Origin of the sequence: Kitasatospora cheerisanensis KCTC 2395, from assembly GCF_000696185.1 — a bacterium.
GTDB lineage: Bacteria > Actinomycetota > Actinomycetes > Streptomycetales > Streptomycetaceae > Kitasatospora > Kitasatospora cheerisanensis.
Window position 1 is genome coordinate 3,141,297 of sequence record NZ_KK853997.1, and the last position, 12,338, is coordinate 3,153,634.

The following is a 12,338-nucleotide window of genomic DNA, read 5'->3' on the forward strand; positions in this document are numbered from 1 at the left end:
GCGGGGTGGGCAGGTACGGGGTGCCGTGGGCGGGGGTGCCGTAGCCGGCGGCGTCGGCCGCGGTGCCGTGGGCGGGGTGGGCTCCCAGCCGGCCGGGGCGGGGCTGCGGCCGGGCCGGGGCCGGGGCGGCCGGGTAGCCGTAGCCGGCGGCGGGCCGGGCTGTGCCGGCGGGGGGATCAACTGGTCGGCTTCGTGCCAGAGTTCGGAGTCGGCGTAGAGCGGGAGCTCGCCGGCCAGCGCGAGGTCGGCGAAGGACTGCTCGGTGGCCTGGGGCGTCGCGGCCGGCTCGGCGGCGGGTGCGCCGGCGGCGGGTGCGGGGCGCCGGCGGCGGCCTGTTCGGCGGCGTCGAGTTCCGCTTCGAGGGCGGCCTCGCGGGCGTCGGCGACGGCCTGGACGGCGGCCAGTGCGCCCCGGTAGCCGGTGCAGCGGCACAGGTTGCCGCAGAGCGCCTGGCGGGCCTCGATGTCGCTGGGGCGGTGGTTGCGCTGCAGCAGGTCGTGGACGGCCATCGCCATGCCGGGGGTGCAGTAGCCGCACTGGACGGCGCCGGAGTCGGCGAGCGCCTGCTGGACGTCGCTGGCGCCGCCCGCGCCGGACAGGCCCTCGACGGTGTTGATCTCGCTGTCGGCGGCGAGCGCGGCGGGCACCAGGCAGCCGTTCACCAGCTGTCCGTCGACCTGCACCGAGCAGGCTCCGCACTCGCCCTGTTCGCAGCCGTCCTTGGCGCCGGCCAGGCCGAGGCGCTCGCGCAGCACGTACAGCAGGCTCTCGCCGATCCAGGCGTCGCTGACGGGCCGTTCGACGCCGTTGACGCGCAGCGTGTACGAGGCCGTGGGGCGGACGTCGCCGGGGAACGCCCCGGGGTGGTTCAGCAGTTCGTCGGTCACTTCAGCGCCCTTCCCAACGCCCGGCGGGCCAGCACGGCTACGGTACGCCGCAGGCGGGCGGCGGCCAGGGCCGCCCCTCGCCGGGCACGGTGCCTTCGGGGACGCAGGCGCCGGCCACGTACTCGCCGAACGCGGCGAGTGCGGCGGGGTCGATGAGGACGGCTCCGTCCTGGCCGCGGGCGTCCCAGTCGATGCAGCCGGCCACCCAGCTCTCGGCCTCCAGCGGCCGCAGCGGGACGGGGCGACGGCGCCGACGGCGCAGCGCACGCCGCGCCGGGCGGGGTCGAGGACGAGGGCGACGGAGGCGGCGGCGCGGGACGGGCCGCTGCGGCCGGTGGACTTGAGGAACACCTGCGGGGCGTGCAGCAGCGGCACCCGCACCCAGGTGAGGAGTTCGCCGGGGCGCAGCGGGTCGAGTCCGGTGAGCAGGTGGCTGATCGGGACGTCGCGGACGGTGCCGGGCCGGGCGAGGGTGGCGGTGGCTTCGAGGGCGGCGAGCACGGGGAGGGTGTCGCCGGCGGGGTCGCCGGTGGCGATGTTGCCGCCGAGGGTGCCGACGTTGCGCACCTGCGGGGGTCCGGCGGTGCGGGCGGCGTCGGCGAGGGCGGGGATGAGGGCGGCGAAGTCGGGGCGGTCCATCCGGGCGTGGGTGAGTCCGGCGCCGAGAACGGCGGTGCCGCCGTCCTCGTAGCGCCAGCCGCGCAGTTCGGTGATCCGGCCGAGTCCGATCAGGGCGGCGGGCCGCAGCCGCCCGCCGTTGACGGCCTCCATCAGGTCGGTGGCGCCCGCCACCGGCACCGCCCCGGGGGTGGCGGCCAGCGCTTCGACCGCCTCGTCGACCGAGGCCGGCATCATGATCGTCCGGTTCACCAGGTTCCCACCGTGCTCCATTTGCAGTGCGGCCTGCCGCCCGTAGGGTACGGGCGATCGGTGCGGGTTGGGCAACTCTGGCACACAAAGACCGCTGATCATTTCCGGGGCCGCGGACAGGTCCGACCAACTCGGGACAACTCCGGACGCGAACGCGACCGGGTCGATGTCCAGGTGATCGGTTGTTCACCTGATCCTGACGAGGCGGCCGCGTCCGGAGTTCCGGTACGTCCTAGCAGGTCTCGCCGGGGCGGCCGTCGATCGGCCGGCCGACGATGCCGGGCTTGCGCTGCCAGGGACGCGGGCCGTCGGGGCGGCGGTACTCGATGCCGAGCGCGTCCAGGCGCGGGTAGTGGCCGGCCATCCGGGCCTCGAAGCCGGCCCAGTCGCGGGCGGCGGGGTCGCGCGGCAGGTCGGACCAGGCGACCTCGGCGAACGCGGCGAGGCGCGGGAACACCTTGTAGTCGACGTCCCGGCCGTCGAACATGAACTCGGTCCAGATGTTGGCCTGGGTGCCGATGACGTGCCGGGCGGCGGCCTCGTCGAGCTGCGGCGGGACGGGCTCGAAGCGGTAGACGTCCTCCAGCGTGCGCACCCAGCCGACCGGGATCGGCTCCTCGTCGCCGGGGGCCTGCCGGTGGTCGAGGTAGACGTGCTGCTCGGGGCACATCACCACGTCGTGGCCGGCCTGCGCGGCGGCGATGCCGCCCTCGTAGCCGCGCCAGGAGGAGACGGCGGCGCCGGGGGCGAGGCCGCCCTCCAGGATCTCGTCCCAGCCGATCAGGCGGCGGCCGCGCTCGGCCAGCCAGCTGTCGAAGTGCCGGATGACGTGGCTCTGCAGTTCGAACTCGTCCTTCAGGCCGAGTTCGGCGATCCGGGCCTGCGCGGCGGGGCTGGCCTTCCACTGGTCCTTGGGGCACTCGTCGCCGCCGAGGTGGACGAAGGTGGAGGGGAAGATCTCCAGCACCTCCTCCAGCACGTGCTCGTAGAACCGCAGGGTGGCCTCGGAGGGGTTCAGGATGTTCTCGCTGACGCCCCAGTCGGTCCAGGTGCCGAGCGCGGCGGTGTCGACCACGTCGGTGTTGCCGAGCTCGGGGTAGGCGGCGACGGCGGCCTGGTTGTGGCCGGGCAGGTCGACCTCGGGGACGACGGTGATGTGCCGGGCGGCGGCGTAGGCGACGATCTCGCGCAGGTCGTCCTGGGTGTAGTAGCCGCCGTGCGGCTGGTCGTCGCGCCGCCCGCCGGCCCGGTAGCCGACCATCGAGCGCTCGCGCCAGGCGGCGGTCCCGGTGAGCTCCGGGTAGCGCTTGATCTCGATCCGCCAGCCCTGGTCGTCGGTCAGGTGGAAGTGCAGGACGTTCAGCTTGTGCGCGGCGAGCTGGTCGATGAACCGCAGCACGCCGGCCTTGGGCATGAAGTGCCGGGAGACGTCGAGCAGCGCGCCGCGCCAGCCGAACCGGGGCGCGTCGTGGATCTCCACCGCGGGCACCGTCCAGCTCGCGCCGGGCAGCGGGGCGGTGCGGTACGCGGCGGGGCCGAGCAGCTGGCGCAGGGTCTGCGCGGCGTGCGACAGGCCGGCGGGGCCGCCGGCGGTGAGCCGCACCTCGCCGGCGTCGGCGCTCAGCCGGTACTCCTCGGCGGCGAGGGTCTCGTCGAGCGCGAGCAGCAGGCCGCCGGCCTGCCCGGCGGGCGCGGGGTCGAGGTCGAAGCCGGTGGCGGCGGACAGCTCGGCGCGCAGCCGGCGGGCGACGCCCTCGGTGCCGGGGGCGGCGGCGATCCGGGTGCCGGCGTCCAGCACGAAGGGGGCGGCGTCGTCGGGGGTCTGGACGTGCAACGGGGCAGGGATGAGGTCCATGCGCCTCATCCTGCCCCGATCGCCCCCGATTGGCATAGACCACTCGGGGGCCGTTCCCGCAGGTGCGGGTCAGTCCTTCTTGTCGTCCCCGCCCGGGTTGTTCAGCCCGTCGAAGATCTCCTTGCACATCGGGCAGACCGGGTACTTCTTCGGGTCGCGGCCGGGCACCCAGACCTTGCCGCACAGCGCCACCACGGGGGACCCGGAGAGCGCGCTCTCCATGATCTTGTCCTTCTGGACGTAGTGGGCGAAGCGCTCGTGGTCGCCGTCCCCGTGCGAAGTCTGCGGGACGGGCTCGACCAGGGTGCCGGTGCCGAGGCCGCGCTCGGGCTCAAGAGTGCTCATGGGTGCCAAGTCTATGGGGGTCGCCCGGAAGGGGGCCACCATGCGGGACGCGGCCGCGGTCAGTTCAGGGTGGGGTCGTCCGGGTAGGTGGCGAGCATCGCCAGCGGGCCGCGCTGGCGGCGCAGCACGGAGCGCCACATCCGGTCCGGCTCGATGCAGGAGACGTCGCCGGCCTCGCACTCCACCGGGTACCAGGCGCCCTCGGCGATCTCCCGTTCCAGCTGGCCGGGCGACCAGCCGGAGTAGCCGGCGAACACCCGCATAGCGCCGAGCACCCCGGCCAGCACCTGCGGCGGGGCCTCCAGGTCGACCAGGCCGATCGCGCCGTGCACCCGCCGCCAGCCCAGCGGCGCCGGGTGGGTCTCCTCGCCGGGCACCACCGCGATCGCCAGCGCCGAGTCGAGCGCCACCGGGCCGCCCTGGAACACCACCGCGGGGTCGCCGGTGAGCGACGCCCAGCCGTCCAGCACCGCGGCCACGTCCACCGGGGTGGGCCGGTTGAGGACCACGCCGAGCGCCCCCTGGGCGTCGTGGTCGAGCAGCAGGACGACCGCCCTGGCGAAGTTCGGGTCCGTCAGCACGGGTGTCGCCACGAGCAGTCGGCCGGTGAGCGAGGGGGCCGCTTCCATGCCTGCCATGATGCCCCCCGTCGGGCCGCCGCGGACACCCGGCGGGCCGTCGGCAGGGCCACCCGTCCGGCGCAATGGCGGTGCCGCGAAGCACCCCTTACAGCATGATCACCAATAGGGCACACGGGAACCAATCGCCCACCCTCTACCATCTATGAGGTGGCGAAGGGCCGTTCCCTCAGCTCCGCAGCCAGAAACCTCCCCTGCGCACCCGGATTGCGAGAACGATGACCGACGACGTCCTGCTGGTCCACGGCGGAAACCCGCTCGAAGGCGAGATCCAGATCCGCGGCGCCAAGAACCTGGTCCCCAAGGCCATGGTCGCCGCGCTGCTCGGCCAGGGCCCCAGCAGACTGCGCAGCGTGCCGGACATCCGGGACGTCAAGGTCGTCCGCGGCCTGCTGCAGCTGCACGGGGTCACCGTCCGCACCGGCGACGAGGAGGGCGAGCTGATCCTCGACCCCTCGCACGTCGAGAGCGCCAACGTGGCGGACATCGACGCGCACGCCGGCTCCTCGCGCATCCCGATCCTGTTCTGCGGCCCGCTGCTGCACCGGCTCGGCCACGCGTTCATCCCGGGTCTCGGCGGCTGCGACATCGGCGGCCGGCCGGTCGACTTCCACTTCGAGGTGCTGCGCCAGTTCGGCGCCACCATCGAGAAGCACCCGCAGGGCACCTACCTGGTCGCCGCCCAGCGGCTGCGCGGCACCAAGATCGAGCTGCCGTACCCGTCGGTCGGCGCGACCGAGCAGGTGCTGCTGACCGCGGTGCTGGCGGAGGGCGTCACCGAGCTGCGCAACGCCGCGATCGAGCCGGAGATCGTCGACCTGATCTGCGTGCTGCAGAAGATGGGCGCCATCATCTCGATGGGCACCGACCGCACCATCCTGATCACCGGTGTGGACGAGCTGGACGGCTACACCCACCGGGCGCTGCCGGACCGCCTGGAGGCCGCCTCGTGGGCCTGCGCGGCGCTGGCCACCAAGGGCGACATCTACATCCGGGGCGCCGAGCAGATCCCGATGATGACCTTCCTGAACACCTTCCGGAAGGTCGGCGGCGCCTACGAGATCGACGACGCGGGCATCCGGTTCTGGCACCCGGGCGGCGAGCTCAAGGCGATCGCCCTGGAGACCGACGTCCACCCGGGCTTCCAGACCGACTGGCAGCAGCCGCTGGTGGTGGCGCTGACCCAGGCCACCGGCCTGTCGATCGTGCACGAGACGGTGTACGAGTCGCGGCTGGGCTTCACCGGGGCGCTGAACCAGATGGGCGCGCACATCCAGCTGTACCGGGAGTGCCTGGGCGGCACCCCGTGCCGGTTCGGGGCGCGCAACTTCAACCACTCCGCGGTGGTCTCCGGCCCGTCCAAGCTGATGGGCGCCGAGCTGGTCATCCCGGACCTGCGCGGCGGCTTCTCGTACCTGATCGCGGCGCTGGCCGCCGAGGGCACCTCGACGGTGCACGGCATCGACCTGATCAACCGCGGCTACGAGAACTTCATGGACAAGCTCCGCGACCTGGGCGCGCACATCGAGCTGCCGTCCGAGGCCGAGCCGGTCGAGGTCGGCCTGACCGCCTGACGCCGGGCCCGTGAAAAGCCGGTGGCCGGCCTCCCCGAGGGGAGGCCGGCCACCGGTGCGTTCAGCGGAGGGTCACTTGCCCTTCGCGGCTTCCTTCAGCTTCGAGCCGGCGCTGACCTTGACGCTGTAGCCCTCGGCGATCTGGATCGGCTCGCCGGTCTGCGGGTTGCGGGCGGTGCGGGCAGCGCGCAGGGTGCGCTCGAAGGTCAGGAAACCGGGGATGGTGACCTTCTCGTCGCCCTTGGCGACGACCTCGCCGGTGATCTCGGCGAAGGCCGCCAGCACGGCGTCGGCGTCCTTGCGGGTCACCTCGGCACGCTCGGCCAGCGCGGCCACCAGCTCACTGCGGTTCATGTGTACTCCTGTGGTCTGTTGCTCTGCCGTGCGCGGAGGCATGGCCGGTCCGCGAACGGTGCTCGTTCAGGCGAGGGGTGGTCAGGGGCCGGGCTCGCACCGCGAAGCGCCGCAAACTGCCCGCCTGGGTACGAATCCTGCCCCGACCGGCACTGAGAAAGCCAATCGGGCACCGGCGTGGTTGACCCGAACAGCGCCCGCCGGACAGAGGTATGACGCTCCGTCGGCTCCGGGGTGTCCGGGGCGGGCGGCGGCCGGGACGACACGCCGTGGCACAACCGGGGACGTTCCGTACTTGTCGGACACGCCACCCCGTCGCAGGGCTACGGTACGCCTTGGCACCGACAAGCCCAAACACGCCCCTTGCCCTTGTGTCGCAAGGGATCCGGCACGTTCGCCGCAATCCGGGCGCGGCGAGCGTGCCGGTCGCTCACCGGCTCAGAGCTGAACGGCCGGGAACGCGGCGGTGTCGAGCGTTCCGACGATGCCCGGGGTGGGCCTCGCGGGGGCCGTCTCCGCGTCGCCACGGGCCGCCACGGCGGCGTCCCGGACGGCCGCGGCGACGGTCTTGGCGACGCCCGGGTGGAACACGCTGGGGATGATGTAGTTCGGGTTCAGCTCGTCGTCGGCGACGGTGGTGGCCAGCGCCCGGGCGGCGGCCAGCATCATCTCGGTGTCGACGCTGCTGGACTGGGCGTCCAGCAGGCCGCGGAAGACACCCGGGAAGACCAGCACGTTGTTGATCTGGTTCGGGAAGTCGCTGCGGCCGGTAGCAACCACCGCGGCGGTCTGCCGGGCCACCGCCGGGTCGACCTCCGGGTCCGGGTTGGCCAGCGCGAAGACGATCGCGTCCTCGGCCATGGTGGCCAGGTCGTCGCCGTCCAGCACGTTCGGGGCGGAGACGCCGATGAACACGTCGGCGTCGGCCACGGCCTCCTTGAGGGTGCCGGTGCGGCCGGAGCGGTTGGTGTTCTCGGCGATCCAGCGCAGGTTCTCGTTCAGGTCCCCGCGGCCCAGGTGGACCACGCCCTGGACGTCCGCCACGGTGGCGTGCGCGACGCCCGCGGCCATCAGCAGCTTGAGGATCGCGGTGCCGGCGGCACCGGCGCCGCTCATCACCACGCGGATGTCGCCGATCTCCTTGCCGACCACCTTCAGCGCGTTGGTCAGCGCCGCCAGCACCACGATCGCGGTGCCGTGCTGGTCGTCGTGGAAGACCGGGATGTCCAGGGCCTCGCGCAGCCGGGCCTCGATCTCGAAGCAGCGCGGGGCGGAGATGTCCTCCAGGTTGATGCCGGCGAAGCCCGGGGCGATGGCCTTGACGATCGCCACGATCTCGTCGGCGTCCTGGGTGTCCAGGCAGAGCGGCCACGCGTCGATGCCGGCGAAGCGCTTGAACAGCGCCGCCTTGCCCTCCATCACCGGCAGCGCGGCCTTCGGGCCGATGTTGCCCAGGCCGAGCACCGCGGAGCCGTCGGTGACCACCGCGACCGAGTTGCGCTTGATGGTCAGGCGGCGGGCGTCCTCCGGGTTCTCGGCGATCGCCATGCACACCCGGGCCACGCCGGGGGTGTAGATCATGCTGAGGTCGTCGCGGTTGCGGATCGGCAGCTTCGAGGACATCTCGATCTTGCCGCCGAGGTGCATCAGGAAGGTGCGGTCGGAGACCTTGCCGATGCTGACGCCGTCGATCGCCCGGAGCTTCTCGACGATCTCCTGGCCGTGCGCCACCGAGGAGGCGGCCACGGTGACGTCGATGCGCAGCGCCTCCAGGCCGGACGCGGTGACGTCCAGACCGGTGACCGAGCCGCCGGAGGACTCGACCGCGGTGGTGATGGAGCTCACCGCGTTGCCGGTGGCCGGCACCTCCAACCGGACCGTGATCGAGTTCGAGACACTGGGCACCGTCGCCATCGACGTCCTTCTTCCTAGAATCAGCGGGCCGTGACCGGCCCGGCAATCGCGCAGCATGCTAGGTCTCGATCGTCGCACCAACCGGGGGCTTGCCAGAAATAACGTTCATTGAGTGTGCGGATCCGACAAACCTCCCAGGCCCGGCACGACGGCCTCCTTGCCCGTCGGCGCGGATGCGTTACATTGGAACGGCACCGGCTCGATCCAAGCCCCCGGGCCCAACCTTCGTCCCTTCGAGGGACCACTTGCCGCGAGGCGAGCATGGCGGGTCGGTGTTCAGCTGCACGAAAGGCCCCCCACCTCCGGGTGGGGGGCCTTTCGCGTCCCCGGCTACTTCAGCAGCGCGGGCACGCCGGCCGCGTCCGGCAGGTCGTCCGGGCCGGACAGCACCGTGAGCCGCTGGGTGGCGCGGGTCAGCGCCACGTACAGCACCCGCAGGCCCGCCTCGGACTCGCCGGCGATGCCGGTCGGGTCGGCGACCACCGTGGCGTCGTACTCCAGGCCCTTCGCCTCCAGGCTGCCCAGCGCCACCACCCGCTCGCCCAGGCCCTCGGCCCAGGACGCGGCCTCCGCCCGGCGGTCCATCGGGACGACCACCGCGACCGTGCCGTCGACCTCGTCCAGCAGCCGCTCCAGCTCGGCCCGGGCGGCCTTGCCGAAGGACGCCGGGTCGGTCTCCCGGACCGCCGCGAACCGCGGCTGCACGCCGGTCGCCCGGACCGCGCTCGGCGACGGGGTGCCCGGCGCGGCCAGCGCCAGCACCTTCGCCGCCACCTCGGCGATCTCCGCCGGGTTGCGGTAGTTCACGGTCAGCGTGTGGCGGCGGCGCGGCTTGCCCGCCAGCACCTCGTCCATCGCGGCCTGCGCCTCCTCCGGGAACGGCCAGGAGGACTGCGCCGGGTCGCCGACGATGGTCCAGGTCGCCATCCGGGAGCGGCGGCCGATCATTCGCCACTGCATCGGGGTGAGGTCCTGCGCCTCGTCGACGATCACGTGCGCGTACTCGCGGCGTTCCTCGGGGACGCGCTCGCGCTCGCGCCGGCCGTAGGCCCGCTCGCCGTACGTGGTGACCTCGTCCAGGCCGGTCAGCAGGTCGATCGCGTCGACCTCGCGGACCTTCGGACGGGCCGGCTCACCGAGCAGCACCTGCAGCTCGTCGACCAGCGCCACGTCGTGCGCGGTCAGCTCGCCGGCGCCGCGGTCGTCCAGGTGCCGCCAGGACGCCGCCAGCAGGCGGGCCTCGTCCGGGGTGACGGCGCGGCGGGCGATCCGGTTGGTGTGCCGGTGCTGGCGCAGCGTGGCCAGCACCCGGCGCGGGGTGACGGCCGGCCACCAGGCGTCCAGGAACTCCAGGAACGGCGCCTCGTCGGACACGTACTCGTCGAAGGACTCGCGCTCCTCCTGGCGCTGCTCGCGCTCCGCGTGGCTGACCGGCTTCGGCAGGTCGCGGACCGCCTCCGACCAGAGCGCGTCCAGCAGCAGGCGGCGGGCGCGCGGACGCAGCAGGTTCAGCGGGGTGCCGCCGCCGCCCACCACGTTGCCGCGCACCGACTTGAGCCGGCCGGCGTCCAGCCGCAGCGCCCGGCCGCGGGCGAACACCTTCAGCTCGGTCGGCGCGCCCAGCTCCAGGGCCGCGCGGGCGGCCCGGCGCAGCAGCTGCACCATCCGCGAGGAGCCCTTGATCCGGGCCGCCTCGGGGCTGTCGTAGCGGGTCGCCTCGACGCCGTCGACCAGGCTGCCGACCGCGCGGATCGCGACCTGGCCCTCCTCGCCGAGCGAGGGCAGCACGCCCTCGGTGTAGGAGACCAGCAGCGGCGTCGGGCTGACCACCAGGATGCCGCCCGCGTACCGGCGGCGGTCCTGGTAGAGCAGGAACGCGGCGCGGTGCAGGGCGACGGCGGTCTTGCCGGTGCCGGGGCCGCCGGTGACCAGGGTGGCGCCGGCCGCAGCGGCCCGGATCACCTCGTCCTGCTCCTTCTGGATGGACGAGACGATGTCGCGCATCGTGTGGCCGCGGGCCCGGCCCAGGGTGGCCATCAGCGCGCCGTCGCCGACCACGGCGAGTTCCTCGCCGTCCAGGGTCGGGGTCAGGTCGGGGCGCAGCAGGTCGTCCTCGACGCCGATGACCTTGCGGCCCTTGGAGCGGATCACCCGGCGGCGGATCACCCGGCCCGGCTCCAGCGGCGTCGCCCGGTAGAACGGGGCGGCGGCCGGGGCCCGCCAGTCGATGACCAGCGGGCCGAACTCGGCGTCGAGCACGCCGAGCCGGCCGATGTGCAGGCTCTCGGCGACCGCCGGGTCGGCCGGGTCCATCGGCGTCTGCGAGGGGATCCCGTGCTCCTCGGGGGCATCGGCCTGCTGGAGGTCGATGCGCCCGAACAGGAAGTCCTCGAACTCGTTGTTCAGCCGCTGCAGGTGGGCGCCGGCGCGGTACACCTGGGCGTCGCGCTCGGCGAGCGCGCCGGGGGTGCCGACGTGCACGCGCTTGGCGGCGTCCTCCAGGATGTACTCCGCCTCGGCGAGCTTCTCCTCCAGCCGCCGGTAGACGGTGTCGAGATGCTGCTGCTCCGCCGCGATCTCGCGGTCGCGGACAGTGTCGGTGTGGTGCTCGGCAGAGCCGTGCGCGCCCAAGGAGCCCCCAGAGGTGCGGAGAAAAAGGCGGACGGACGATCTTACGGGATGAACTGTTCCGCAGACGAGGGCCGCCCCGCCCCCGGGCGCACCGGCGGGGGGCCGGTCAGCGGTCGAGGGTCAGCCGGTAGCCCCGTTTCACCACCGTGGTGATCAGTCCGGGCACCCCGAGCGCCTGCCGCAGCCGGGCCATCGCGCTCTCCACGGCGTGCTCGTCGCCGCCGCTGCCGGGCAGCACCCGCAGCAGGTCGGCGCGCGCCACCACCCAGCCGGGGTGCCGGGCGAGCGCCCGCAGCAGCGCCATTCCGGCGGGCGGGACGGGGCGCAGCCGGCCGTCGACGACGGCGGCCCGGCCGCGCAGTTCGAGGGTGTGGCCGGCCACCGGGAAGGTGCGGGCCCGCTCCGGCAGCGCGGCGGTGAGGGTCTGCACCATCGCGCCCAGCCGCATCCGCTCCGGCCACACGACGGGGATGTCGTGCGCCTCCAGCGGGGCGGCGGTGACCGGGCCGACGCACACCGCGAGCACCTCGCGGCGCAGCGCGGTCAGCAGCTCGCCGGTGCGGCCGCGGGCGGCGGCGCGGTCCAGCAGGCCGATGGCGGCGGGTGCGGAGGTGAAGGTGACGGCGTCCAGGGCGCCCGCGCAGACCGCGTCGATCAGCCGGTCCAGCGGGCCGGTGTCGACGGGCGGCAGCCAGCGGTAGACGGGCACCTCGACCACTTCCGCGCCGGCGGTGCGCAGCGACTCGACGAAGCCGGCCAGCGGGGCGCCGTGCAGCTGGACGGCGATCCGGCGGCCCTCGACGCCCTCCGCGAGCAGGTGGGAGAGCACCTCGGCGGAGGACTCGGTGGCGGCGGAGAAGGATTCGCGCAGCCCGGCGGCGCGGATCGAGCCCTTGGCCTTGGGTCCGCGGGCGAGCACCGAGGCCCGGCCGAGGGCGGCCCGCAGCTCCTCGCCGAGGTCCCAGCCGTCGGCGGCCTCCAGCCAGCCGCGGAAGCCGATGCCGGTGGTGGCGACGGCGAGGTCGGGCGGGTCGGCGATCAGGGCGCGGGTGGCCTCCAGCAGGTCGCCGTCGTCGGCGAGCGGGACGATCCGCAGCGCGGGGGCGCGCAGCACGTCGGCGCCGCGGCGTTCGAGCAGGGCGGCGAGTTCGTCGGCGCGGCGGGCGGCGGTGATGCCGACGGTCCAGCCGGCCAGCGGTCCGGCGGCGGGGGTGGCGGGGTCGACGGGGTCGACGGGGTCGGCCATGCGGCGGCAGTCCTTCGGTGCGCC

At 74.0% G+C, this 12,338-nt stretch carries 9 protein-coding genes and 1 pseudogene; 1 reads left to right on the forward strand and 9 read right to left on the reverse strand.

Annotation, left to right across the window (positions count from 1 at the left end):
• Nucleotides 1–176: 176 nt before the first annotated feature.
• The 5 genes and pseudogenes from KCH_RS46035 to KCH_RS14195 form a co-directional block, all read right to left on the reverse strand.
• Nucleotides 177–887, reverse strand: a complete 711-nt coding sequence (locus tag KCH_RS46035; RefSeq protein ID WP_035863135.1) for a (2Fe-2S)-binding protein — start codon at nt 885–887, stop codon at nt 177–179.
• A pseudogene (locus KCH_RS14180) lies at nt 884–1,778 on the reverse strand (FAD binding domain-containing protein). The gene KCH_RS46035 and the pseudogene KCH_RS14180 overlap by 4 nt, the downstream one beginning before the upstream one ends.
• Before the next feature lie 211 nt (nt 1,779–1,989).
• Nucleotides 1,990–3,612, reverse strand: a complete 1,623-nt coding sequence (locus tag KCH_RS14185) for a beta-N-acetylhexosaminidase (RefSeq protein WP_035863137.1) — start codon at nt 3,610–3,612, stop codon at nt 1,990–1,992.
• A gap of 69 nt (nt 3,613–3,681) precedes the next feature.
• The gene (locus tag KCH_RS14190) at nt 3,682–3,957 is read right to left on the reverse strand and encodes a DUF3039 domain-containing protein (protein WP_030459614.1); all 276 of its coding nucleotides are present in this window, start codon (nt 3,955–3,957) and stop codon (nt 3,682–3,684) included.
• Between the two features lie 59 nt (nt 3,958–4,016).
• A complete protein-coding gene (locus KCH_RS14195; protein ID WP_035863140.1) occupies nt 4,017–4,595 on the reverse strand; it encodes a YqgE/AlgH family protein in 579 nt (192 codons plus the stop codon).
• Nucleotides 4,596–4,813: 218 nt separating this feature from the next.
• Between KCH_RS14195 and murA the strand changes: the two genes are divergently transcribed.
• Entirely contained in the window at nt 4,814–6,169 is a 1,356-nt protein-coding gene (murA, locus tag KCH_RS14200; protein WP_035863142.1) for a UDP-N-acetylglucosamine 1-carboxyvinyltransferase, read from the forward strand.
• 72 nt (nt 6,170–6,241) lie between these two features.
• Here the strand turns inward: murA and KCH_RS14205 are convergent, their stop codons facing one another.
• The 4 genes from KCH_RS14205 to KCH_RS14220 form a co-directional block, all read right to left on the reverse strand.
• Complete coding sequence (locus tag KCH_RS14205) at nt 6,242–6,523, reverse strand: HU family DNA-binding protein (protein ID WP_030459611.1); 282 nt, start codon at nt 6,521–6,523, stop codon at nt 6,242–6,244.
• Between the two features lie 438 nt (nt 6,524–6,961).
• Nucleotides 6,962–8,437: an NAD-dependent malic enzyme gene (locus tag KCH_RS14210; RefSeq protein ID WP_035863146.1), complete on the reverse strand. Its 1,476-nt coding sequence runs from the start codon at nt 8,435–8,437 to the stop codon at nt 6,962–6,964.
• A 330-nt stretch (nt 8,438–8,767) separates the two neighbouring features.
• Entirely contained in the window at nt 8,768–11,068 is a 2,301-nt protein-coding gene (locus tag KCH_RS14215; protein WP_035863148.1) for a HelD family protein, read from the reverse strand.
• A gap of 106 nt (nt 11,069–11,174) precedes the next feature.
• Complete coding sequence (locus tag KCH_RS14220; protein ID WP_035863149.1) at nt 11,175–12,314, reverse strand: uroporphyrinogen-III synthase; 1,140 nt, start codon at nt 12,312–12,314, stop codon at nt 11,175–11,177.
• Nucleotides 12,315–12,338 lie beyond the last annotated feature (24 nt).

Coding starts and splice junctions, on each gene's coding strand:
- KCH_RS14185 (WP_035863137.1), bottom strand. CDS start 3,612: ATGGACCTCATCCCTGCCCCGTTGCACGTCCAGACCCCCGACGACGCC.
- KCH_RS14190 (WP_030459614.1), bottom strand. CDS start 3,957: ATGAGCACTCTTGAGCCCGAGCGCGGCCTCGGCACCGGCACCCTGGTC.
- KCH_RS14195 (WP_035863140.1), bottom strand. CDS start 4,595: ATGGCAGGCATGGAAGCGGCCCCCTCGCTCACCGGCCGACTGCTCGTG.
- murA (WP_035863142.1), top strand. CDS start 4,814: ATGACCGACGACGTCCTGCTGGTCCACGGCGGAAACCCGCTCGAAGGC.
- KCH_RS14205 (WP_030459611.1), bottom strand. CDS start 6,523: ATGAACCGCAGTGAGCTGGTGGCCGCGCTGGCCGAGCGTGCCGAGGTG.
- KCH_RS14210 (WP_035863146.1), bottom strand. CDS start 8,437: ATGGCGACGGTGCCCAGTGTCTCGAACTCGATCACGGTCCGGTTGGAG.
- KCH_RS14220 (WP_035863149.1), bottom strand. CDS start 12,314: ATGGCCGACCCCGTCGACCCCGTCGACCCCGCCACCCCCGCCGCCGGA.